This is a genomic window from Pseudomonas sp. IT-P218, assembly GCF_949767605.1.
Classification (GTDB): Bacteria; Pseudomonadota; Gammaproteobacteria; order Pseudomonadales; family Pseudomonadaceae; genus Aquipseudomonas; species Aquipseudomonas putida_AE.
In genome coordinates this window covers 1-22,106 of record NZ_CATKQQ010000030.1, presented here as the reverse complement: position 1 = coordinate 22,106, position 22,106 = coordinate 1, and the positions used below count along the sequence as shown (strand labels likewise).

General features: G+C 60.0%; 19 protein-coding genes and 1 pseudogene. 10 read left to right on the top strand and 10 right to left on the bottom strand.

Annotated features, from left to right (window positions below; translation table 11 throughout):
* Positions 1–64: 64 nt before the first annotated feature.
* Entirely contained in the window at positions 65–895 is an 831-nt protein-coding gene (locus ACM6I6_RS17465; RefSeq protein ID WP_414920314.1) for an alpha/beta fold hydrolase, read from the bottom strand.
* Between the two features lie 488 nt (positions 896–1,383).
* On the opposite strand from ACM6I6_RS17465, the gene ACM6I6_RS17460 reads away from it, so the two are divergent.
* Both ACM6I6_RS17460 and ACM6I6_RS17455 read left to right on the top strand, forming a co-directional pair.
* Complete coding sequence (locus ACM6I6_RS17460; protein ID WP_414920313.1) at positions 1,384–1,608, top strand: hypothetical protein; 225 nt, start codon at positions 1,384–1,386, stop codon at positions 1,606–1,608.
* Positions 1,609–1,661: 53 nt separating this feature from the next.
* Complete coding sequence (locus tag ACM6I6_RS17455) at positions 1,662–1,913, top strand: DUF6555 family protein (protein WP_274077817.1); 252 nt, start codon at positions 1,662–1,664, stop codon at positions 1,911–1,913.
* A gap of 120 nt (positions 1,914–2,033) precedes the next feature.
* Here ACM6I6_RS17455 and ACM6I6_RS17450 read toward each other — a convergent pair.
* The 3 genes and pseudogenes from ACM6I6_RS17450 to ACM6I6_RS17440 form a co-directional block, all read right to left on the bottom strand.
* A pseudogene (locus ACM6I6_RS17450) lies at positions 2,034–2,186 on the bottom strand (isochorismatase family protein); the annotation flags it as partial.
* Positions 2,187–2,230: 44 nt separating this feature from the next.
* Complete coding sequence (locus ACM6I6_RS17445) at positions 2,231–3,250, bottom strand: alpha/beta hydrolase (protein ID WP_323609061.1); 1,020 nt, start codon at positions 3,248–3,250, stop codon at positions 2,231–2,233.
* A 53-nt stretch (positions 3,251–3,303) separates the two neighbouring features.
* Positions 3,304–4,296 carry an MBL fold metallo-hydrolase gene (locus tag ACM6I6_RS17440; protein WP_414920312.1) on the bottom strand — a complete coding sequence of 331 codons (993 nt, stop codon included), beginning with the start codon at positions 4,294–4,296 and terminating at the stop codon, positions 3,304–3,306.
* Positions 4,297–4,498: 202 nt separating this feature from the next.
* On the opposite strand from ACM6I6_RS17440, the gene ACM6I6_RS17435 reads away from it, so the two are divergent.
* Positions 4,499–4,996, top strand: coding sequence for an AraC family transcriptional regulator (locus ACM6I6_RS17435; protein ID WP_323609060.1), 498 nt, complete (start codon positions 4,499–4,501; stop codon positions 4,994–4,996).
* A gap of 57 nt (positions 4,997–5,053) precedes the next feature.
* Here ACM6I6_RS17435 and ACM6I6_RS17430 read toward each other — a convergent pair whose 3' ends face one another.
* Positions 5,054–10,108 carry an AAA family ATPase gene (locus tag ACM6I6_RS17430; RefSeq protein ID WP_414920316.1) on the bottom strand — a complete coding sequence of 1,685 codons (5,055 nt, stop codon included), beginning with the start codon at positions 10,106–10,108 and terminating at the stop codon, positions 5,054–5,056.
* 348 nt (positions 10,109–10,456) lie between these two features.
* Here ACM6I6_RS17430 and ACM6I6_RS17425 point away from each other — a divergent pair, with 348 nt between their 5' ends.
* The 3 genes from ACM6I6_RS17425 (at position 10,457) to tspO (ending at position 12,491) form a co-directional block, all read left to right on the top strand.
* On the top strand, positions 10,457–11,449 hold the full coding sequence (locus ACM6I6_RS17425) for a response regulator (protein WP_323609059.1): 993 nt from the start codon (positions 10,457–10,459) through the stop codon (positions 11,447–11,449).
* Between the two features lie 44 nt (positions 11,450–11,493).
* Positions 11,494–11,859: a response regulator transcription factor gene (locus ACM6I6_RS17420; RefSeq protein WP_274077822.1), complete on the top strand. Its 366-nt coding sequence runs from the start codon at positions 11,494–11,496 to the stop codon at positions 11,857–11,859.
* A gap of 191 nt (positions 11,860–12,050) precedes the next feature.
* Positions 12,051–12,491 carry a tryptophan-rich sensory protein TspO gene (gene tspO / locus ACM6I6_RS17415; protein ID WP_274077823.1) on the top strand — a complete coding sequence of 147 codons (441 nt, stop codon included), beginning with the start codon at positions 12,051–12,053 and terminating at the stop codon, positions 12,489–12,491.
* A gap of 6 nt (positions 12,492–12,497) precedes the next feature.
* Here tspO and gabP read toward each other — a convergent pair whose 3' ends face one another.
* The 4 genes from gabP to ACM6I6_RS17395 form a co-directional block, all read right to left on the bottom strand.
* Positions 12,498–13,898 (bottom strand): GABA permease, encoded by a 1,401-nt coding sequence (gabP, locus tag ACM6I6_RS17410; RefSeq protein ID WP_414920311.1) that lies wholly within the window; start codon positions 13,896–13,898, stop codon positions 12,498–12,500.
* Between the two features lie 148 nt (positions 13,899–14,046).
* On the bottom strand, positions 14,047–14,886 hold the full coding sequence (locus tag ACM6I6_RS17405) for an alpha/beta fold hydrolase (protein ID WP_414920310.1): 840 nt from the start codon (positions 14,884–14,886) through the stop codon (positions 14,047–14,049).
* Between the two features lie 140 nt (positions 14,887–15,026).
* On the bottom strand, positions 15,027–15,563 hold the full coding sequence (locus tag ACM6I6_RS17400; RefSeq protein ID WP_414920315.1) for a hypothetical protein: 537 nt from the start codon (positions 15,561–15,563) through the stop codon (positions 15,027–15,029).
* A gap of 421 nt (positions 15,564–15,984) precedes the next feature.
* Positions 15,985–16,905, bottom strand: a complete 921-nt coding sequence (locus ACM6I6_RS17395; RefSeq protein ID WP_274077826.1) for a LysR family transcriptional regulator — start codon at positions 16,903–16,905, stop codon at positions 15,985–15,987.
* Between the two features lie 140 nt (positions 16,906–17,045).
* Here ACM6I6_RS17395 and ACM6I6_RS17390 point away from each other — a divergent pair, with 140 nt between their 5' ends.
* Positions 17,046–17,441, top strand: coding sequence for a RidA family protein (locus ACM6I6_RS17390; protein WP_274077827.1), 396 nt, complete (start codon positions 17,046–17,048; stop codon positions 17,439–17,441).
* A gap of 77 nt (positions 17,442–17,518) precedes the next feature.
* Here the strand turns inward: ACM6I6_RS17390 and ACM6I6_RS17385 are convergent, their stop codons facing one another.
* On the bottom strand, positions 17,519–17,989 hold the full coding sequence (locus tag ACM6I6_RS17385; protein ID WP_274077828.1) for a MarR family winged helix-turn-helix transcriptional regulator: 471 nt from the start codon (positions 17,987–17,989) through the stop codon (positions 17,519–17,521).
* Between the two features lie 292 nt (positions 17,990–18,281).
* On the opposite strand from ACM6I6_RS17385, the gene ACM6I6_RS17380 reads away from it, so the two are divergent.
* The 3 genes from ACM6I6_RS17380 (at position 18,282) to ACM6I6_RS17370 (ending at position 21,763) form a co-directional block, all read left to right on the top strand.
* Complete coding sequence (locus ACM6I6_RS17380) at positions 18,282–19,235, top strand: PDR/VanB family oxidoreductase (protein WP_406592841.1); 954 nt, start codon at positions 18,282–18,284, stop codon at positions 19,233–19,235.
* Between the two features lie 33 nt (positions 19,236–19,268).
* The gene (locus ACM6I6_RS17375) at positions 19,269–20,336 is read left to right on the top strand and encodes an aromatic ring-hydroxylating dioxygenase subunit alpha (RefSeq protein WP_323609056.1); all 1,068 of its coding nucleotides are present in this window, start codon (positions 19,269–19,271) and stop codon (positions 20,334–20,336) included.
* Between the two features lie 185 nt (positions 20,337–20,521).
* Positions 20,522–21,763: an MFS transporter gene (locus ACM6I6_RS17370; protein ID WP_406592840.1), complete on the top strand. Its 1,242-nt coding sequence runs from the start codon at positions 20,522–20,524 to the stop codon at positions 21,761–21,763.
* Positions 21,764–22,106 lie beyond the last annotated feature (343 nt).

Below are 22,106 nucleotides of genomic sequence, written 5' to 3'. Positions count from 1 at the left end.
TGATCACCGCCAGACGCAATTCCCGGCAACACCCAACAAACCGGCTCCTACAGATGTGTGTCGCTTAGCTTCTGACGAAAGCCAGCAAGTCGGCGTTGATGGCATCGGCGTTGGTGGTCGGCATGCCGTGGGGGTAGCCCGGGTAGGTTTTCAGCGTGCCGTTTTGCAACAGCTTGGCTGACAACGGTCCGGAGTCTTCATAAGGCACGATCTGGTCGTCATCGCCATGCATCACCAGCACCGGGATCGTGATCTTCTTCAGATCTTCGGTGAAGTCGGTCTGGGAAAAGGCCACGATCCCGTCGTAATGGGCAATGGCACAGCCCATCATGCCTTGTCGCCACCAGTTTTGGATGTTGCCCTCGGACGGTGTTGCACCCGGGCGGTTATACCCGTAGAAAGGCCCCGCCGGAACGTCACGGTAGAACTGGGCGCGGTTGGCCTTGAGCTGCGCCTGCAAGTCATCGAACACCGACTTGGGCAAGCCGCCCGGATTACTCGGGGTTTGCACCATCAAGGGAGGCACGGCGCTGATGATGACGGCCTTCGACACGCGGTTTTCGCCGTGCCGGGCAATGTAATGGATGACTTCACCACCGCCGGTGGAGTGCCCTACATGGACGACACCCTGCACGCCAAGATGGTCGACCACGGCCCTGACGTCATCGGCATAGTGATCCATGTCGTGCCCATCCCAGACCTGACTGGAGCGCCCGTGGCCGCGCCGGTCGTGGGCAATCACCCGGTAGCCGTTCGCCAGGAAAAACAGCATCTGGGCATCCCAGTCATCGGCACTCAGTGGCCATCCGTGATGAAACCAGATCACCGGGGCCTCGCGCGGCCCCCAGTCCTTGTAAAAGATCTCGACACCGTCCTGCGTAGTGACATACCCCATGTTCGCGTCTCCTCAATGAAAGGTTGCACCGCCTGGCCGCCAAAACACCTGGGGACTGAAGGCAACTTCAAGGTCAATGTTTTTGGCTGGAGTTTGAGAATAGGCGAACCGGGGAAAATCAGCGGATGTTCAAACAATTGATCAGGACGACTGACGGGCGGTCGCTCGATGTGCCTGCCATCGAAAACAAGGAATTATGCGTTGCCGCCGACATCTACATGCGAGCACTGCACAGAGATAGGGTTTCACGGAAATGGTCGTTGGGAACCGACAAACCAGGCCGAGATCACCGTGACCACCATGGCTGGCCATTGCAAATAATCAACGTAATCCGAAACCCGCTCCCTTTTAAAATGGCATCCAATACCCCGCCCGATGCCGTGTTCGGCCCTATCGCCAGGAGCGACATCTTGTCGTTTCGTTCCAGGACCGCAAACGTGCTCCTACACTCGTTCACCTGCCAGCGCGCGGCGGTGGAAGTGCGGTAAATGCTTCAACGCGTATTCGGCGGCCTGGAGCTGCACCTGGCAACGAGTGTCGAAAAAGCGATGCAGGTCTTCGCAGTTGCCCCCTGCAAGGCTCGTTCATTCCAAATTCTGCTCACCGGTCATTCATCTCCCTATTCCGAGCCAATGCGCTGCGTGCACGACAACCAAACCAAGCTTATAAAATCAATAGAATCAATGAGTTACCATACCCTAAAATTGCTTTGAATTTTTTCTGACGCCGCCACTCCTTTGTCTATGAGCGAATGGAGGGGGATCTCATGAATACCGGTCTTTACGTCATTGAATACAAGCTTCATGGGGAGCCAAGGTCATTCATTATCAGGACGAAGATAAAGAGCAGCGCTGATGCATGGCACTGGGCAAGTTGTGACGCAGGAGTGGCGCCCATACCCAAACCGGGAAGGCCGCCGCTCAAGGTCGTTTCCAAGCCTCAAGCCGAGAAGTACGGTATCAGTGACGTGACATGGCGTGAGACAGCAACGTTGAGCTGGACGGAGGTTGCAACTTGATGAGCCGTTTTTTGAGGCCGATATTGATGAACTGCCTATTTGTAAATAAACCAGGTGTAAAGAGGTTTAATAAGCGCGCAGTCAATTGAGTACCATTTCGATGTCTACGAGGAGTCTTTCACTATCGGTACGGGCCCAGTCACGTTGCAATTCAAGCAGGTATTGCAGGGATGTCATCGGACGTGCCCCAAGTTGCACCATGCGCTGAATGGCCATCTCATGAGCTTCGACCGAGATGTCACCACAAGCGTCAGCGATGAAATACACCTCGAAGATCAATGAGAAGCCTGCCGCAAGGCAGGCTTCATTTTGGAGGCTCAGTTCAAATGCGTTTTGAGCTCCAGTGCTGCCTGACGCACCGCAGCCTTGACCTCGGGAATCGAGCTCAGCGGATTGAGCAAGCCGAAGTCGTGGATCATGCCGTTGTAGCGCACAGAGGTGACCGGCACACCGGCCGCATCCAGGTGGCGGGCGTAACCTTCGCCTTCATCACGCAACACGTCGAACTCGGCTGTTTGCACCAGGGCTGCCGGCAGCCCTTTGAGCTGTTCGGCGCTGGCGTTGAGCGGTGAGGCGTGGATCTGTGCGCGCTCGGCCGGGTTGGTGGTGTAGTTGTCCCAGAACCACTGCATCATGCCCTTCGTCAGAAAGTGGCCCTCGGCAAATTGCTGATACGAGCCACTGTCGAACCCGGCGTTGGTCACCGGCCACATCAGTAACTGAAAGCGCAGGGCCGGGGCTTTCTGTTCCTTGGCCATCAACGCCACGACCGCCGCCATGTTACCGCCGACACTGTTGCCGGCAACCGCCAGCCGCTTACCGTCGACACCGATGTCCTTGCCATGCTCGGCCACCCAGCGAGTCGCGCCATAGGCCTGGTTGATCGCGGTCGGGAACTGCGCTTCTGGCGACGGCGTGTAATCGACATACACTGCGACGGCGCCGGAGCCCACCACCAGGTCGCGAATCAGGCGTTGGTGAGTTGGGAAGTCGCCCAAGACCCAGCCACCGCCATGGAAAAACATGAACACTGGCAACTCACCTTTGACCTTGGCCGGGCGGACGATTTTCAGTTTTATGATTTGCTCTCCCACCGAGATAGAGCGGTCGCTGACTTCGACGCCGGACAGATCAACCTTCACCGATGCCTGTGCTCCGGTTAGAACCGCACGGGCGTCCTTCGGGCTCATTTGCTCCAGCGGTTTTCCGCCACCGGCCGCCAGGGCTTCAAGAAAGGCCTGGGTGTTGTGTTCGACGCCCGGACTGCCTGCGGCAATGGCATTGTCTATGGAAAGAGCCAGGAGAGAGATGGCCAGGGTTTTCTGGAGGATGTTCATGGGTAATCCTTTTTGGTTGTTAGAGGTTGAGTCAGACGCGGGCGCCGCGGGCGTTACTCGATCAGCGGAACGTTGGCCGCTCGTTTGTACGGCCCGTACTCCAACGGCACCCATTCGAAATGCTTGTCCACGGCGCTGATATGACCGATACCGGGGAACGGCAAGTGCGCGGCCGTCACCCAGGTCTTGCTCGCGGCAGCGGCGCTGAACACCTGATTGCGACTCTTGATCGCTTGCTGATTGTCGACGTCGAACCCGATCGACACCTCCGGGTGCAGGAATTGCACGGCGAGGTTGTGCACCAGGTCCCCCATGAACAGGATGCTTTGCCCCTGGGAGGTAAAGCGGTAAGTGCTGCTGCCCGGCGTGTGTCCGGTCTCCAGTTGGGCCTCGACCACACCCGGCAACGGCGACTGACCCGGAGAGAAGGTTTTGAAGCGCCCCGCGGCGATGTAAGGTGCGGTGGAGTCCTGCGCGATCTTGAAGAAGCCTTTGGCCGCTTCCGCAGCTTTGGCCAGCGCCTGCGGGTCCAGCCAGTAATCGGCTTCGGCCTTGGCGGCATACACCGAGGCGTTGGCGAAGATCGGCTGCTGCTGACCATCCACCAGACCGCAGACATGATCCAGATGCAAGTGCGTAAGCAGGATGGCATCGACCTGCTCCGGCTTGTAGCCGGCGGCTTGCATGTTGGCCGAGAGCTGGCCGGCGGTGGCACCGATGCACTGCCCTGCCCCGGTGTCGACCAGAATCAGTTGTTTGCCAGTGTTGATCAGGAAAGCGTTGAACGCCGTTTGCACGCCCGGTGTTTCAATTGCGCGACGGGCGAGCAGCGCGCGGATCTGACTCTGGTTCATGCCCTGCAGCAGCTTCGGTGAAAGATCGTTGTAACCGTCGAACAGCGCCGTCACTTCGTAATCCCCCACCGCCAACCGGTAGTAGCCGGGGACCTGAGTGGCCTGAATCGGCGCCTGAGCCTGTGCGCCAACCGAAGTCAGCACGAATGCCAGGCCTAATCCACGCAGTGTGCAAACCAGAGAATGCTTCATGCCTCACCTTTGATCGAGTCAGAAAACGGCTGATCATGTCAGCCGGGTAAACTCGATCATGCACCTGCCCGACACCCTGAAAATTGCAGCGATGTGCTGATTAACGCCTGTGGCAAGGCCCACTTCATAACTCTTAAGGTTTGCTTAAGGACTTTAAATGTCGCTGGCGGACAGACTTTCCTGAACGATCAGGAGAGCCACCATGAACCCGCCATCGGTGAATACAAACCATCCATGCCCTGTTGTACGGCCGTTGGGCGCCCTATCCGGCTGGCAGGAGCGCCGTGCCAAGGAGCTGATGCTGCGTGACATGGGCAGCTGCGTTCGCATCAGCGCGATTGCCGAACACTGCAACCTTTCCCGTAGCCATTTTTCCCGAGCATTCAAAAAAGTTACCGGCCACTCGCCGCAGGGCTGGCTGGTGATGATGAAAATCGAAAAAGCCAAAAGCCTGCTGATCACCTCGATGCCGATCACCGATGTCGTCTATGAATGCGGTTTCGCGGACCACTCGCATTTCACCCGCACCTTCAGCCGCCTGGAAGGAATGACCCCCAAGGCATGGCGCCGGGCCTTTGTTCCTGCAATGAGCCACCCTCTCCAGACGCCAGTGATTGATCGGGACATACCCAACTGGCGCATTCACGAAAGCCTGGTCGAAGGCGTGGGACAGTCGCACGCGCGAGAACTACACGCGTGAAATGATCGAGACCGACAAAACGAACTCCTCCCTTTGGCCGCTCATGCGGCCTTTTTTTCATCCGGCGCTGGCCGGTGCCAGGGGCAGGTTGAAGCAAATTCGCGCACCCTGCTCGCTGTCCTGAACCACCAATGTCCCGCCATGCGCACCGATCACCGACCTGCAGATGGCCAGGCCCATTCCCATGCCGCTACCTTTGGTGGTGAAGAAGGCATCGAAGATCTGCTCGCGCTGGTGTGCGTCAATTCCGGGGCCGTTGTCCTGGAAGCAGACCTGGACATGAGCGTCCTTTACCACTGAGCCGATGATGATGCGTCCATTGGGCAACCCTGCTCCGGCGATGGCATCCAGCGCATTGGTGATCAGGTTGAACACCACCTGCTGGATCTGCACCTCGTCGACCGACACCGGGCATTGCGCCTCAAGCCGGGTCTCCAGGCGCACATTGCGGTTCGCCGGGTCAGTGGCGGTCAGGCGCACGACCTCTGCGATCAAGTGATCGATTTGCACCGGTAACCGTTGCATCGGAGCCTGTTTGGCGAGTGCACGAAGTGCCTGGACTATGTCCGCGGCGCGAGCGCTGTCCGAGCGAATGTCTTCCAGCCCCTGAATCGCCTCCTCCAGATCGGGCTGGTCACGCTTGAGCCAGCGCAGACTGGCCGAGGCGTTGGACACAATGCCCAGCAGCGGCTGGCTGATTTCATGGGCAATCGAAGCAGAAAGCTCGCCCATGACCTTGAGGTGCGAGCTACGCGCCAGTTCCGCGCGAGAACTGCGCAAGTCCGCCTCCATTTGTGCGTGTAGCCGGTTATCCTCGACCAGCTGTTCATACAGCTTGGCGGTTTGCAGTGACACCGCGGCCGCAGAGGCGAGAATTTCCAGCATGGTCAGGCGCTGGGCGTTGAACAGCTTGGGGACCAGGCTATTTTCCAGATAGACCAGGCCGACCAACAGGCCTTGTTTGAGCAACGGCAGGCACAACACCGACCGCACCTGGCGCCGTTGCAGATCGCTGCTGTAGGCCTCGGGACAATCGGCCCGGGCATCGTCGAGCAGCAGGGTCGTGCGCGTGCGCATCGTGGCGTTGAGCACAGAGGCCGGCGCCATCGCTTCGAGCGGTTGCGCGCAGTCCAGAGTGACCCGCACACTGCCGGCTTCGACCGAAGCCGTCGCAGCCAGTTGCAGTTCGGCGCCGTTGACCATCATCAGCACGCCATTGTCGGCACCGGCCTGAATCATCAAGTGATTCATCAGGGTTTCGACCAGTCGCTCGTGCAGAACCTCCTGCGACAGTGCACGCGCCGCTTCGATCCCCACTTCAAGATCGAGGCGGGCCTGGGTCATTGGCCGGACCGGTTCGAACGATGGCTGCGCACTCAAAAACGGGTGCAAGGTTTCCAATAGGCGTGCCTTGCTGTTGGCGCCCCAAAGGTCGTAGCAATCGCGCGCGACACGCAGGTGGTAATTGGCACCCGACACCAGCCCGTTGGGTAGGCAGATATCGGCCAGCTGTTCATGGGCCAGCGCCTGCTCATGGATGAAACCTGCCGCCGCTGCAGCGATCTGCGACTGATCGAAACAACGGATAGCGACCAGTTCCTGACCACGCAAACGGGCGATGACTCCCTCGATCAGCAGCAGTTTGTTGCGGAAGGTTATCGGGTTGAGTTCGACCCAGGGCAGGAAGCGCAGGCGTTGCCGCTCGAGTTTTTCCAGTTTTTCCGTCACCTCGCCCGGCGCTTGCGCACTACCCAGGGACAGGCTGTAGAACAGGTAGTAATCGGCGAGATTGATATGCGCCGGGATGGACCAGGCGAGCGCGGCGGCTTCTTCGAAACGTCTTAATGCGTAAGGGATATCGCCAAAATAAAACGCCGACATGCCTGAATACAGCCACGACCAGAACAACGTCGGCTGCGACACACGGGCACGGTCGATGGGGCCGAAACGGTCATGCTCGATGCCATCCAGTTCGGCCAACGGTCGATGGAGGCGCCCGTCACGCAGATCGGTGGCGAAAGCCTGTTGCGCCAGCAGGATACGCTCGATATCGATGTAATGAAATTGCCGTACCCACGCCAACCCATGCTCCAGTTCGTTCAACACCCCTTGCAAGGGTTCGCCCATGAACAGCAGGTCGGAACCGATGTGGTTGCAGGCGTAACAGGACATGCCCAGGTCGCCGCCGGCCTGGCCGCACTCGAATGCGGCGAACGCCTTCTGTCGAGCGTACGCCATCGGTCGGGTCCACGGGCTGACTTGATCGAGCGCCACCAGCGTGCCTGTGCGCCCGGCTTCGTAGCCTTGCTTGTCGGTGATTTCAAGCGCCACTTCGGCGAAGGCCTGCCCGTCCACATATTCGCCATAACGTTCGGCAATCATCACGCCAAACCAGGCAAAACCGTAACCGCTGCCTGACGTGGTGCCATGCAGCAGTGTGAGTTCGACCATTTTTGCCAAATGCAGAAAACGGATGTCGTCGTCGACGAAGAACGAAGAAATCAACGTACTGAGCAACTCCATGGCCGCTTCGACTGACGGGTCATCGGCCTTGGGCAAATGCACCAGATCGGCGATGCGGCGTGCGCCTACATACTCACGAACCTGGGTAAATGCCAGGGTCAAATCGTCCTGCGAGGGCCTGCGCTGAAGGGGAATATCGAGCAAGGCCAGACCGTTCAGCGCCTCGGTGATCGCCCCCTCGTAATCGGAGTGCAGCGTGCGCAAGGTGGCCCGTAACCGGTAGGTCTTCGCGCGGTCGAGCACTGTGGTGGCCTGGGTGAGGCAATCGTCGAGGCGGCGCCGGGCGCCTTCCAGATCGGCCAGGAGCATGTCGCACTCGGCAGCCAGCCATTGGGTGGCAAACGCCTGCCTGTAGAGGCTCGACCAACCTGTCTGGCCGAGCAGGCTCTCGGCCGTGCGAAGATAGCCCACGGCCTGCTCGACAGCGGCGGTGTCGCGGGCGCGTTCAGCGGCTTCGACCAACAGCTCGACGAACGCCGCCCGGCGATGCGTCTGCAGTTCATCGGCTTCAATGCGCTGGACCTGACTGGCGATTTCGAACACACGCTCATGGATCTGCTCGCCCCAATGATCAAGCATGGCGCCAGCGATACGCGCATGCTCGGCGGCGCGTCCCGCTGACGCCGCAAGCTGACAGGCCGCCTCAAGCACACGGTCATGGGGAAACACCAGTTGCTCGCGTTCACGCAACAGAAAACCTGCATCGACCAGGCTTTGCACATCACGGGTGATTTGCTGCGGCTCACACGGCAACAGCCGATGCAGCAGTGACACATCACAGCGTCCGCCGACGTAACCGGCCGTGCGCAGCACTTCGCGCTCCATAGGTGACAGGCGCTCGAGTCGCAATACCATCAAGTCCGCGACGTTGTCGGCGTAGCGATAACCGTCCACGTCCTGTTGATTCCAGACCCAGCGGCGCCCCTGCACGTCAAAGCGCACCAGATGCTCATCGATCAATGCGCGCAACACCTGCCTGACGAACAGAGGGTTGCCGGCCGTCTTGTAATGCACGACTTGCGCCAGGGCCGCAATCTCCCTGGTTTCGGTGTCCAGTTCAGCGGCGATCAGCTGCGCGACCGCGGCCACCGACAATGGCCCCAGCAAGACGCTTGCACAAGGCAAAGATTGCTCGCGGCCCAGCACCTCCAGCACTCCCCCCTCGCGCTCGAGAGCCTGCGTCTGCGCCTCGCGATACGCCAGTATCAGCACCAGATGCCTGGGCCGCCGATCGACGAAGGCCTGCAAAAACGACAGCGTCGAATCATCCGCCCATTGCACATCATCCACGAACAGCACCAGGGGACATCCCGGCTGAGCGAAGACTTCCAATACATCGAGCAGGGTCCGGTTGGCGCGATCGAGCGCATGTCGGGCCGGCATGTTCGGCAGCTCAGGTGTGACCCCGATGACCAGCTCGGCCTCGGGCGCCAGTTCCACCAGAAGCCTGCCCCGCCCCTTGAGCCGTTCGACCAGTTGCTCGCCCAGCGTCTGCAGCTCCAGAGCCGGCTTGCCCAGCAACTGGGTCATCAGCGACTTGAGGATTTCTGCCAAGGGCGCAAATGGAATTTCCTGCTGCAACAGATTGCTCTTGCCGCTGGCCCAGTAGCCTGGCGCCAGGGGCCGGACACCCTGATGTATCAGCGTCGACTTTCCGGCGCCCGGCGCTCCACCGACCAGCAGGACCCGGGCAACGCCATCGCGGCCCACCTGATCCATCAGCTCGACCAACTGCGTGCGTTCGGCCTCTCGACCGAACAGCACATCGCCGCGGGCCGAGGCAGGCAACACATCGATCGCGCCCAGGCGGAACGCGTCGATACGCTCATGTTCCAGCCACTGCTGTTGGCACCAGGCCAGATCTACGGCCATTGATTCGGCACTCTGGTAGCGGGCACCCGGTTCTTTCGCCAGGCCTTTGAGCAGCACTCGGCAGATGCCTTCCGGCAGATCGGTGACATGAATCGCCGGTGATTCAGGCTGGACAGCGGCATGCACGTGCAGCCATTGGGACGGGTCGCGAGCAGTGAGCGGCAGGTGGCCGGTCAGTGCCTGATAAAGAATCGCGGTCAGCGCGTAGATATCGCTGCGCGCATCAAAACTGGCGGCATCGCGTCGTACCTGCTCGGGGGCCAAATAAGGCCATTGCTCCAGGTCGGGAAGTTCAACGGCGGGCGCCTCCCCGGCATGGTTGTGAACACTCAGCAGCCTGACCGAGTCGGCCGCATCCACCACCAAGTGGTGGGGTAGCAGGCTGGCATGTCGCACACCCCTCTTCTGGGCGCCCGCCAGTGCGTTGGCCGCGGCTACGGCGATAGCCAGCAAGCGTGCCAGTGGCAGCCCTGTGTCACTGATCAAATCAGTCAGCGGCACCCCGGACGCGGGATAGATCAACAAAGGCCCCTCGGCCGAGCGGATGAACGCGACAGGGGCAATCGCCCAGGCCGGATCCAGACGCAAGTGAAACTCGCGTTCCAGCCGCTGACATAGGGAAGGCCGCTGGATCGGCGCCCGGGCGGCGAACCAGCGTGTGCCCGATGGACGATCCTGGAGCGCGAACCAGGTCAGGTCGTTTTCCCTGCGCACCAGGGTGAAGGTGCAATGCTCAAGCCAGGCTTCATCGTGTACGACATCAAGAATGTGCAAACCGGATGCTGAGAGAGAGCTGCTGGGCATGAACAATCACCGCTGAAGATTCGGGCTGAGCCGGTGAGTATACGCAAGGCTCTGGCCCGGGGGCTGCGCTTGAGCGATCCTGTCCGTTATCGGCATCAGGATGGCAGTCGAGGGCCCCCCGGCCTGTAGTTCTTTGCCTACCGGAATCGCTGCGTGTTATCCCTCGGGATAATTGTATTATGCGAGGCCCTCCCCTAGCGTGTAGCCCTGATGAAACGACGTTGCGGCGTCACTCCCCGTCAACGCAGTGCAGAGGTACCTATGATCCGACTCGGCCAGGCCACTATTTCCCTGGAACGGCGTGAAGCCTTTCTTGATGGACGGCCGCTGCGTGTCGGGGGCCGGGCATTCGAAATCCTCTCGGTGCTGTTGCAAGCCGATGGCCGAATCGTCAGCAAGGATGAATTGATCACACAGGTCTGGCCTGACACCGTCGTCGAGGAAAACAATCTCCAGGTGCAGATCTCCTCGTTGCGCAAGTTGCTTGGAGAAAAAGAGTTCATCCAGACGGTCCCGCGCCGAGGTTACCGATTATTGAAAGAACGTGAATCGCCCCTGCCCCTGTTCCATCCGGTATCTCCGGTCACCAATGCGTCCGAGGATCAGGAGAAGATCGATCCTGACAGCGTGCCGGTGTACATCGTGGATGATGAAGCGTCCGTACGCACAGCACTCAGTCGTTTGCTGCGGGCCGAAGGCATCGCACACCGGATATTCACCTCGGCCGAAGAATTGCTCAATGCTGACCTCGACATTGGCCCCGCCTGCCTGTTGCTGGACATCAGCCTGCCCGAGGCGACAGGCCTGGAACTGCAATCGACACTCGGACAACGCGGACATCCGTGGCCGGTGATTTTCATGACAGGGTTCGGCACCATCCCGATGTCGGTGCAGGCCATGAAAGCGGGAGCGGTCGAGTTCATGACCAAACCTTTCAACGACGAGCAGTTACTCGATACCCTGCGCACCACCCGTCAGCGTGCAGCGATGGCATTCGAGCTATGGCGGCGCATTCAGGCCGCCCGTAAAAAAGCCGCTCTGTTGACCCCCCGTGAGTGCGAAGTGCTGCCACTGATCGTGGAGGGTCTGTCCAACAAACACATCGCCAACCGGCTGGGTACCAGCGAAATCACCGCCAAGGTCCATCGCAAACACATCATGGAGAAAATGCAAACGCGCTCGCTGGTGAGCCTGGTCAGCCTGTATGGGTTGATTAGCGCAGAGCCGACGTCTGGCCCGCAGAGTCCTGCATGACTACCCACAATGACTGCGCCGCACCCGGGTCATCGGTCAGCGCCATGATCATCGTCTGCATCGTGGACGACGATGCGTCCGTTCGCAAAAGCCTGGCCAATCTGCTGCGGTCGGCGGGATACCGCTCTCGGGTATTCACTTCGGGAGAGGAGTTCCTGGCCCTCGAAAACTTCGATGAGATCGCATGCCTGCTGCTGGATTTGAAGATGAACGGACTGTCAGGGATCGAGGTCATGCACGCGCTGACGCTCAAAGACAGTAGATTTCCAGTGATTTGCATGTCGGCACACTGGGATGAAGCGACACTGGCCGAAACCAGCCGCTATGAGCCCATCGAATGTTTGCGCAAACCCTTCAGCGGCGAAGCTTTGCTGAGTGCGGTCGAGTCTGCGCTTCAATGTGAGCGTTGAAAGTCTCTGATGCTGCCGCAAGTCAACCGGCCAAGGCTGCGTCCGCAGTAAGCCCGGTAGAGAACGGCAAACTTCAGTTGGAATATTCCAGCCTCAATCCAAACTTTTCCCTTCGCCGGGCGTCCCTTGTTTAAGACAGGCCGACATGGCCTGTCTACCCCGGACAACTGACCCTCAGCCAAGGACTTGTGATGACTTTTTTCATTTTCCTTCTCGCCTGCGCCGCTGCCGCCAGCACTGGCATCCTGTTCAAACCGGGCCAGTGGTACGAATCCCTGGTCAAACCCGGCTTCACGCCGCCCAATTGGGTGTTTCCCCTCGCCTGGACGACCATCTACCTGCTGCTCGCCTGGGGCGGATACCGGATGACCTTGATACCGGGTAGCCAGGTGGTGCTGGCGTTATGGGCGGCGCAGATTGCGCTGAATACGCTGTGGACGCCGGTGTTCTTCGGCGCGCACCACCTTCTCGCCGCCATGCTGATCCTGGCACTGCTCTGGCTGGTGGCCGTGGCAATGGTGGTAATGGCAGTGCGGCTCGATGTCATCACTGGCCTGATCTTCTTTCCTTACGTTGCCTGGCTGTGTGTAGCGGCCGCGTTGAATTTTTCCATCTGGCGCAATAACCGCTGATGCCACCTAGCCCAACGAAGTCGCCCTTTCAGGTTGTGTTGGGTGCCGGGATGTCACCAGGCCGATAAAGGAAATCGCCAGCGCCAGGCCGATGGTGGTGCTCACTTCGGTGCGGTGCTCGGGGGTGATCATCATCACCGCCAGCGCTGCGCAAATGAACACAATCACCAGCCAGGTCAGCCAGGGAAACAGCCACATGCGAAAGGTCAGCTCGATCTTCTGCCGACGCAACATCCGCCGCATGCGCAACTGCGACACGGCAATGGCCAGGTACACCAGCAAGGCGATGGCGCCTGAACTGGCAAGCAGGAATTCGAACAGGCCGGCAGGCATGAAGTAGCTCCACACGGTGATCGCCGCGCCCAGCACGGTGCTGGCGATGACGGCTGCCCGCGGCACGCCTTCGGACGAGGTCACCTTCAGCGCCTTCGGCGCATCGCCACGCTTACCCAGCGAGTAGAGCATGCGCGAGGCGATGTAGATCGAGGAGTTCATGCAACTGGCCACGGCGATCAGCACCACCACGTCCACCATGAACTTGGCGTGGGGAATGTTCATGATTTCCAGGGCCCGCTGGTAGGAGCCCACGGAAGCCAGCAGCGGATCGTTCCAGGGCACCACGGAGATGACCACGAAAATCGACAACAGGTAGAACACGCCGATGCGCCAGATCACCGAACGCGTGGCCTTGGCAATGTTCTGCGAGGGATTATCGGATTCGGCGGCGGCGATGGTCACCGCCTCCGTCCCGATGAAGCTGAACATGATGGTGATGAAGGCGCCCACCACCGCCGACAGGCCGTTGGGGGCGAACCCGCCGTGTTCCGCCATCAGGCCGCTCAAGCCGCTGACCTGCCGATCGGGCACCCAGCCCATCAACACGGCAAACCCCACGCCGATGAAACCGATGATCGCCACCACCTTGGCCATGGCGAACCAGAATTCGAACTCGCCGTACTTGGAGACACTGAACAGGTTGGTGATCACCAACGCAATGATCGACGCCAGGGCGAACAGCCAGGCATCGATCTGGGGAAACCATTGGTTCAGCACATGGCCGGCGGCCAGTGCTTCGATAGGGATCACCAGGACCCAGAACCACCAGTAGAGCCATCCGATGGTGAAGCCGGCCCAGCGCCCGATGGCCTGGTCGGCATAGGTCGAAAAAGACCCGGTATCGGGATTGGCCACCGCCATTTCCCCGAGCATGCGCATGACCAGCACCACCAGCAGGCCGGAGAACAGATAGGCCAGCAGGACGGCCGGACCGGCCGCCGCAATGGCATGCCCCGAGCCTACGAACAATCCGGCGCCGATGATGCCGGCGATGGAAAGCATGGTGACGTGACGAGGCTTGAAGCCCTGCGCCAATTGGCCGTTCGAATCCTTGGAACTCGGGCTTGTCATTGTGTGCACCGCGGCAAAAGATGCGCCACCTTACCCGGCTTTTCCGCCAAATCAGTTACCTGATCACGCCGCCTCCGTGTCTGATCTCGACACAGGCGAGCTATTCGTTCACGGCCAAGACTCGTCGGTCAATTAGCTGGCATCGCAATCAATTGCGCTCGGATGGCTGCAGGCGTGGCTTGTACATGCCGTTGGCGATCATCAGCGCAGGCTCTTCATCGTCGTGCTGCTGGCTGAGGAATTCGCGTATCGCTTCGGCGGTTCGCCTGGCGCTGGTCACCACGAAAAAATGCCCCTCGCCCTGCAGGACGTACAATTCGGCACGGCGGATGGCGCGGCGCAGGATGTGCGCGTTGTACAGCCGTACCAGGGTGTCGCGTTCGCCGGTGAGAATCAGCGTGCGCTGGCGCAGACGGAACAGCCGCAGCAGGCTGGTCCAGCCGATCAGGGCGGCTAGCTGGTGGTAATAGGTCCGCGGGTTGGCCGTGAGCATGCCGTTCACCACACCGAAGCGCAGCAGCGTCTGTAGCGAATTGCTCGAGCCTTCCTGCTTGCCCGGTTTGACACGTTTGCTACTGCGAAAAAAATCCAGGATATCGGCGGGCTTCACCAGCATCGCCGGGCCGGCGGAGGTCGCGGCAAGGATCAGCCGACGCACCATGCCCGGGTAACGCAGGGCGAATTCCTGCGCCAATGCACCGCCCCAACTCACACCGAACACATCGACCTGTTCGATCCCCAATTGCTTGAGCATCTCGGCGATCAGGTCGGCATGGCGCGGCAGACGCATCGGCCTGCGGGGCATTTGCGATTTTCCGACCCCGGGCACATCCAGCGTAATGGTCGTGTAGCCCACCAGTTCATCGCGCAGGGGATCGAAGGTACGGATCAAACCACCCAGGCCGTTGAGCAAGAGCAGCGGTGAACCTTGGCCGCGGATTGAAACGTTCAACTGCAAATCTTGAATGGTCAACTTGTGTGTTGTCATGGATTCCCCCCTGGCCTGCCTCATGGATCTCAATGGCAGGAATAACACCCTCGACGGTTTTGGGGCCTTTCATTGGCGCTGTCCAGGTCGATCTTCAAGTCGTGGGCACTGATGATCTTGAGCATTGAAATCTTCCCCGCTCAGGCGCCTGGGTTTGAAACTTGAATGAAGATCGACCAGGCCCCGAGCAGTATCCAGAATGTGGTAAAGATCCATGGCGTACGCACCGAAAACAACAAGGCTTTGCGGTAGCCTTTATGCGTGGACTCTCGTTCGGAAAACAAAGGGGATTCGTCGTAGGCCAATCCCATCAGCGGCTCACTGCGCAGCAGCTCGCTCTGCTTGAAATACCAGTGATCGATAATGTCATAGGCCGCGCGAATGCCGGGCCAGGCATTCAGGGAACTGAGCACGCCAAACAATGCCAGAAACGGGGGTACCACCAACGTGAACAGCTTGCCCCACTCGGGGTTCAGATTGGCCATGCAGGAAGCAAAGGCAATCACCAGAAACGACTGTGCGGCCAGGTAAGCGTCCGTCCGATTGGCGAGGATACTGGTCTCGTACTGAATCTCCCTTCGGTAGAAATCCAAGCGCTCTTTGGGCGAGCCAAACATCTTTGCGTTGTGCTCGCTCAGCTCGGTTTGATCGATGTGAGAGGTCAGGATTTTCGGCACGATGGTTTCACTCTGATCGGTTGGTACGGTGGCCATTTCATCTGAAGGTGATGGGCCTGAGAAAATTTTCTAAAGATTCTTCAAATTCGACGAGCGGCACGGCGTACTGCCACTCGGGCATTTACTTCACCAGTCGTCGCTCGATCCTTCGCTGAGCAAAACTTACACAACGCAAACGCTCTCTACATCGCGCGGAAAAACCAGCGCCCCCAGAAGCGCCATGTCGCGATTTTGAAGGAATGGGTCAAGGAACCTGATTTTCAAACCGGGAAGGCCGCCGCTTAAAGTCGTCTCCAGGCCTCAAGCCGAGAAATACGGGATCAGTGACGTGACATGGCGTGAGACAGCCACCTTGAGCTGGACAGAGGTGGCCACTTGATGAGCCTGAAAGCCTGCATAGGGCCAAAAGCCCCCTCCACCCTCAACCCCGTCCATCCACCGGCGCATGCTCGGCCATCAATTCCATCACCCAGTCGATGAATACCCGCACCTTGGCGCTGACATGGCGATTGGGCGGGAATGCCAGGTACATCGGCATCGGTGCCATGTGCCAGTCCTCAAACAGTGGCAGCAGCTCGCCGCTGACCACGTGCGGTTTGGCCATGTACTGCGGTAGCCAGAGCATGCCCAGACCCGCCAGACCTGCGGCGAGGTAGGCATTGCCGTCGTCGACCGTCAGCTGCGGGCGGCCCTGGGCCTCGATGCGTTCCTCGCCCCGCTGCATCGCGTAGGGCAAGGCTTTGCCTGTACGAAACCAGAGAAAGCCGACGGTACTGTGCCCGCCCTCCTCCAGCTCACGTGGGTGCGTCGGCGTACCGCAGCGCTGCAGGTAGCCCGGCGCGGCATAGATACCGAGTTGCAGATCGCCCACATGCCTTGCCACCAGGGACTGATCGGTGATCTCGCCGCCACGCAACACGCAGTCGACGTTTTCGCCAATGATGTCGACGATTCGATCGCTCACGCCCACGGTCAGCTGGATTTCCGGGTAGCGTGCAAAGAACCCAGGCAAGGCGGGTATCAGCAGCATTCGCGCCAGCGGACTGGGCACATCCACCCGCAGCCGCCCGCGCGGTGTCATCGACGCGCTGGACAGGCTGGTCTCGGCGTCGTCCATATCGGCCAGCAGCCGGGTGACGCGCTCGTAGTAGGCCGCGCCATCGGCGGTGACGTTGACCTTGCGTGTGGTGCGGTTGAGCAGGCGCACGCGCAGCCGCGCTTCCAGTTGCTGGACGAGCTGCGTCACGCTGGTCTTGCTCATGTGCAGGGTGGCTGCCGCCTTGGTGAAGCTGCCGGTTTCCACCACTCGGGCGAAGGCCTGCATCGCATCGAAACGGTCCATTTCACGCCTCACTCGGGTCTGGATAGTTTGGATTCTACAAACAGTCATGACCAGAGTTGCTTGTTTATCCAGGTCGGCCGACTTTCTACAGTAGTTCCATCATCAGCAACGGGCCACGATGGCCCCGAAGGAGCTATGCAATGACCATTGAACGTGATGTCGTTTTCCCGCCTGATCGCCATGCACTGTACGAACTGCACCGCTACTCGCCGGCGATTCGCTCCAACGGTTTTCTGTTCGTATCCGGTCAGGTCGGCAGCCGCAAGGATGGCTCGGCCGAGCCGGACCTCGCGGCGCAGGTGCGCCTGGCCTTCACCAATCTCAACGCGATCCTGGCCGAGGCCGGCAGTAGTTTCGAGGATGTGGTCGACACGACCATCTTCATGGTCGAGCCCGACTCGACATTCGAAACCATCTGGGAAGTAGCGGCCGAGTACTGGGGCGAAGCGCCCTACCCGACGGCGACCGCTATCGGCGTGACCTGGCTGTCCGGCTTCGACTTCGAGATCAAGGTGATTGCCAAACTACCGCAATAGACCCGACTCAGTCCCTCCTCCGATCGCCAAAGGAAACAGTTTGTTTTTTCCAGAGAACGCTATTCGTTCACGCGGACTCAAGCGTCGACTGGATCGTAATCGTTCACGTTGGCGACCTGGGCATGCAGGCGGCCCAACAACTCGATCAACGTGTCCACTTCCGAGGCTGAGAGCCCACTGAGCAACCGCCGTTCGCGTTCCAGTGCAACCTTGAGCACCCGCTCATGCAGCGCTTTGCCACTGTCAGTCAGGCTGACGGTGTAGCGCCGTGCATCCTTGGAATCGACCTGGCTGCAAATGTGCCCGGCCACTTCCAGCGACTGCAATGAGCGGCTGACCGCACTCTTGTCGAGGCCGATCGTCTGACAGATTCGATTGGCGGTGATGTCGTTTTCCACGGCGAGCATCGAGAGCATTCGCCACTCGACCACACCGATGCCGAAATGCTTGCGATAGCACTGCGACGCCCCCGAGGAGAGCTTGTTGGACAGGAAATTCAGCAGTGCAGGGACGTAACGCGTCAGGTTCAGCTGGGATTCTGCGGACATTGAGCAAACACCTTGGATCGGCGGGCCTTGGAATATTAGTTGACACCGCAACTAAATAATCGGAGGATTTCCCTACCGAACGTCACGGGCGATGATTCGCATGATAGGCCGTCGCCCTGACTCATAAAAATAATTATCAGGTCCTGGTCATGAACCCCTTCACTCTCATCGCCTTCGCGTTGCCCAAGCAAACGATCGTCCTCCACGCGCCAGCGCCCGGCTGACCTGCCTCCCTGGCCAATGCTCTAACCCAGTTTTTTTCAGCAGCCACTTCAGTGTGGAGGGACAAGTCATGCTTCAAGTCAACGTCACCCGCAAAGCCGACGAAGCCGAAGGTATCTGCAGTTTCGAATTATGTGCCGCGGACGGCAGCACGCTACCGGTGTTCGAAGCTGGTGCCCACATCGACGTTCACATTGCCGACGGCCTCACCCGGCAGTACTCCTTGTGCAACGATCCGAAGGAGCGCCATCGCTACCTGATCAGCGTGCTCAAGGACCCGAACTCCCGTGGCGGCTCCAAAGCCATGCACGAGCAGGTACGGTCAGGGCAAACGCTGACCATCAGTGCTCCGCGCAACCTTTTCCCGCTGGAGCACTCAGCCCGCCGACACCTGTTGTTTGGCGGTGGCATCGGCATCACGCCCATGCTGGCCATGGCCTATGAGCTTTCGCACCAGGGCGCCGACTTCGAGTTGCATTACTGCTTTCGATCCAGCGACCGCGCGGCGTTCGTTGCGCTGCTGGCGCAGACGCCTTTCGCCGATCGCATCAAGCTTCACGACGACAGCGGCTCGCCCATCCAGAAGCTGGATGCGCCCACCTTGCTCGCCACACCCGACGCTGGCACCCATCTTTATACATGCGGGCCGGGCGGTTTCATGAACTACATCCTCGACGCTGCGCAGAACGCGGGCTGGTCGCAGGACCGCGTACACAAAGAGTTCTTCGCCGCAGAACCTGTCGATCAAAGCGCCAATGCCCCCTTCGAAGTCGAGCTGGCACGCAGCGGCCAGGTTTTTCAGATTCCTGCCGAACGTACGGTGTTCGAAGTGCTGGACGAGGCCGGTATCGAGATCGAGTCATCCTGCGAGCAAGGCGTCTGCGGTACCTGCGTAACCCGGGTTCTGAAGGGCATACCCGAGCACCGGGACCAGTTTCTGACAGTGGCTGAACAGGCCGCCAACGACCGCTTTACCCCCTGCTGCTCTCGCGCCAGATCATCGCGCCTGGTGCTGGATCTCTGAATCGAACAACAACATGAAACCTGGAGAACACCCATGAACATCCAGTCGCTTGCCGAAGAAATTGCAGCGCCGGCCTTGCCTGACTTTCCCCTGAACCAGTGGTACGTCGCTGCGCTGGGTTGGGAGTTGAAGGACAAACCCGTGGGCCGCACGCTGCTCAACAAGCCTGTCGTGCTGTTTCGCAAACCCAGTGGCGAGGTCGCCGCGCTGGAAGACCGCTGCTGCCACAGGGCACTGCCATTATCGAGCGGCACACTCGAAGAATCCGGCATTCGTTGCGGCTACCATGGCCTGCTGTACGATGAACGCGGAAAATGCGTCGAGATCCCTGGCCAGGACAAGATTCCGAGCAAGGCCAAAGTACCCGCCTACCACGTGCGTGAGCAGGACCAGATCGTCTGGATCTGGTTTGGCAGCGAGTCACAATCGGAGCCGACCTGCGAGCCGCCGACCTACCCTGTCCACAGCAGCGGCAAGTACCTGTTCGACGGCAACGTTTACCACTACGACGCGCCTTACCAGCTGATTCACGACAACCTGATGGACTTGAGCCATCTGGGTTATGTCCACCTGCGCACCATCGGCGGCAACGCCAGCATCCACATGAATGCCCGGATGAGTGTGGAAAGTGAAGGCGATGTGGTGCGGGTCGTGCGCCACATGCCGGACTCCGTTCCACCGCCCACGTACACGGCCGCCTACCCGTTCAAAGGCACCGTGGACCGCTGGCAGGAAATCGAATTTCACGTCAGCCATCTGCGCATCTGGACCGGAGCGGTAAATGCCGGCACCGAGGACCTGGACAACCCCGATCGCGGTGGTTTCCATATGCGCGGATTCCACGGGGTCACACCCGAGACTGCAACCACCAGTCACTACTTCTGGACCATTGCCACCAACCCCGAAAGCGATCCGGAAGCCATCAAGGCCAAGGTGGTTGAGCAAACGATATTGACCTTCGATGAGGACAAGGTGGTAATCGAAGACCAGTACCGGAACATGTGCCGGTTTGGCGTGCGCCCGATGATCGACATCCATGTCGATGCCGGTGCCAATCGCGCCCGCCGCATCATCGAGCAACTGCGCCAATCCACTTCCTGAAGTACCCAGCGCACGCGTACCGATTAAGAGTGCGTGCGCATTTTCCGGGCCCTTGCATGCTCCACTGACCCACAAAAACAAGAAGGTATCGACATGTACTCACTGCAATCCCTGCTTTGGCGGGGTGGTTTCGGCTGCCCGTCGTTCACACCTACTGCCTACCCACAGCCTCGGAGCCTGACGCCATGAGCCAGTCGATAGGGCAACAGCTGGACGAAAAACCCATGGTCAGCTTCCAGTGGGGCGTGATTGCGCTCTGCTTTCTGATCAACATGCTCGATGGCTTCGATGTATTGGTGATGGCGTTCACCGCCGCTTCCATTTCCGCCGACTGGGGCCTGAGCGGCACTCACCTCGGCTACCTGCTCAGCGCCGGGCTGGTCGGCATGGCGATTGGCTCGCTGTTTATCGCGCCCTGGGCCGACCGCATCGGGCGACGGCCGCTGATCCTGCTGTGTGTCGGCATTGCCGGGCTGGGCATGCTGGCGTCATCCAGGGCGACCTCACCGGAAATGCTCGCCGTATTGCGCCTGATCACCGGACTTGGCATCGGTGGCATCCTGGCCAGCAGCTACGTCATCGCCGGGGAGTACGCCAACAAGAAGTGGCGCAGCCTGGCCATCAGCCTGCAATCCACGGCCTATGCACTGGGCGCCACGATCGGCGGCCTCATCGCGGCGCAGATCATCCCGTCCCTGGGCTGGCGTTCGGTGTTCTTTTACGGTGGCGTAGCGACGCTGCTGACCCTGCCCATCCTTGCATTCTGGTTGCCCGAGTCACTGGCTTTCCTGCTGTCTCGCCAACCCCGGCGTGCGCTGGAACGTATCAATATCCTGCTCAAACGCGTGGCGATCACCTCGCTCGAGCGTTTGCCCGAGGTGTTGCAGGACGCCAGGAAACCGCTACGGGCGACCTTTGCAGAACTGTTCTCGCCAGCCCTGCTGCGCTCGACCTTGCTCGTCTGGTGCGCCTTCTTCCTGGTGATGTTCGGCTTCTACTTCGTCATGAGTTGGACGCCGAGGCTGCTGGTGTCGGCCGGCCTGTCGAATACGCAGGGAATCACTGGCGGCGTGCTGCTCAACGTCGGCGGCATTCTCGGCACTTCGCTGATCGGCCTGCTGGCGGCACGCTTTCGTCTGTCCCGGGTACTGATGGCTTACCTGGTGATCAACGCGGTACTGCTGGCAATCTTCGTGAAATTCACCACCCACCTGAACCTGGCCTTCGCCCTGGTCCTGCTGATCGGCATCTTTGTGAACGGCTGCGTCGCCGGGCTCTATGCCCTGACCCCAAGCATCTACAGCGCCACCCAGCGCGTCACCGGCCTGGGTACCAGTGCGTATTCGGCCGCCCGTGAGTGGGCCAACAAACCTGTGAGCTGGCTTGCCAGCGAAGAGGCCGGCACAGCCAACATCTCCATCGCCTGACACACCGCCTTCGCCGGCAAGCCGGCTCCTACAGGGGATCACCGCCAGACGCAATTCCCGGCAACACCCGACAAAACTGTAGGAGCTGGCTTGCCAGCGAAGAGGCCGGCACAGCTAACATCTCCTTCATCTGACACACCGCCTTCGCCGGCAAGCCGGCTCCTACAAGGGATCACCGCCAGACGCAATTACCGGCAACACCCGACAAAACTGTAGGAGCTGGCTTGCCAGCGAAGAGGCCGGCACAGCTAACATCGCCTTCATCTGACACACCGCCTTCGCCGGCAAGCCGGCTCCTACAAGGGATCACCGCCAGACGCGATTCCCGGCAACATCCAACAAA

Bases quoted from the DNA above. Each gene is read 5' to 3' on its own strand.
- ACM6I6_RS17455 (WP_274077817.1), top strand. From the start codon at position 1,662: ATGAATACCGGTCTTTACGTCATTGAATACAAGCTTCATGGGGAGCCA.
- tspO (WP_274077823.1), top strand. From the start codon at position 12,051: ATGACTTTTTTCATTTTCCTTCTCGCCTGCGCCGCTGCCGCCAGCACT.
- ACM6I6_RS17390 (WP_274077827.1), top strand. From the start codon at position 17,046: ATGACCATTGAACGTGATGTCGTTTTCCCGCCTGATCGCCATGCACTG.
- ACM6I6_RS17445 (WP_323609061.1), bottom strand. From the start codon at position 3,250: ATGAACATCCTCCAGAAAACCCTGGCCATCTCTCTCCTGGCTCTTTCC.
- gabP (WP_414920311.1), bottom strand. From the start codon at position 13,898: ATGACAAGCCCGAGTTCCAAGGATTCGAACGGCCAATTGGCGCAGGGC.
- ACM6I6_RS17370 (WP_406592840.1), top strand. From the start codon at position 20,522: ATGAGCCAGTCGATAGGGCAACAGCTGGACGAAAAACCCATGGTCAGC.
- ACM6I6_RS17425 (WP_323609059.1), top strand. From the start codon at position 10,457: ATGATCCGACTCGGCCAGGCCACTATTTCCCTGGAACGGCGTGAAGCC.
- ACM6I6_RS17385 (WP_274077828.1), bottom strand. From the start codon at position 17,989: ATGTCCGCAGAATCCCAGCTGAACCTGACGCGTTACGTCCCTGCACTG.
- ACM6I6_RS17440 (WP_414920312.1), bottom strand. From the start codon at position 4,296: ATGAAGCATTCTCTGGTTTGCACACTGCGTGGATTAGGCCTGGCATTC.
- ACM6I6_RS17380 (WP_406592841.1), top strand. From the start codon at position 18,282: ATGCTTCAAGTCAACGTCACCCGCAAAGCCGACGAAGCCGAAGGTATC.
- ACM6I6_RS17405 (WP_414920310.1), bottom strand. From the start codon at position 14,886: ATGACAACACACAAGTTGACCATTCAAGATTTGCAGTTGAACGTTTCA.
- ACM6I6_RS17395 (WP_274077826.1), bottom strand. From the start codon at position 16,905: ATGGACCGTTTCGATGCGATGCAGGCCTTCGCCCGAGTGGTGGAAACC.
- ACM6I6_RS17465 (WP_414920314.1), bottom strand. From the start codon at position 895: ATGGGGTATGTCACTACGCAGGACGGTGTCGAGATCTTTTACAAGGAC.
- ACM6I6_RS17420 (WP_274077822.1), top strand. From the start codon at position 11,494: ATGATCATCGTCTGCATCGTGGACGACGATGCGTCCGTTCGCAAAAGC.
- ACM6I6_RS17460 (WP_414920313.1), top strand. From the start codon at position 1,384: ATGCTTCAACGCGTATTCGGCGGCCTGGAGCTGCACCTGGCAACGAGT.
- ACM6I6_RS17435 (WP_323609060.1), top strand. From the start codon at position 4,499: ATGAACCCGCCATCGGTGAATACAAACCATCCATGCCCTGTTGTACGG.
- ACM6I6_RS17375 (WP_323609056.1), top strand. From the start codon at position 19,269: ATGAACATCCAGTCGCTTGCCGAAGAAATTGCAGCGCCGGCCTTGCCT.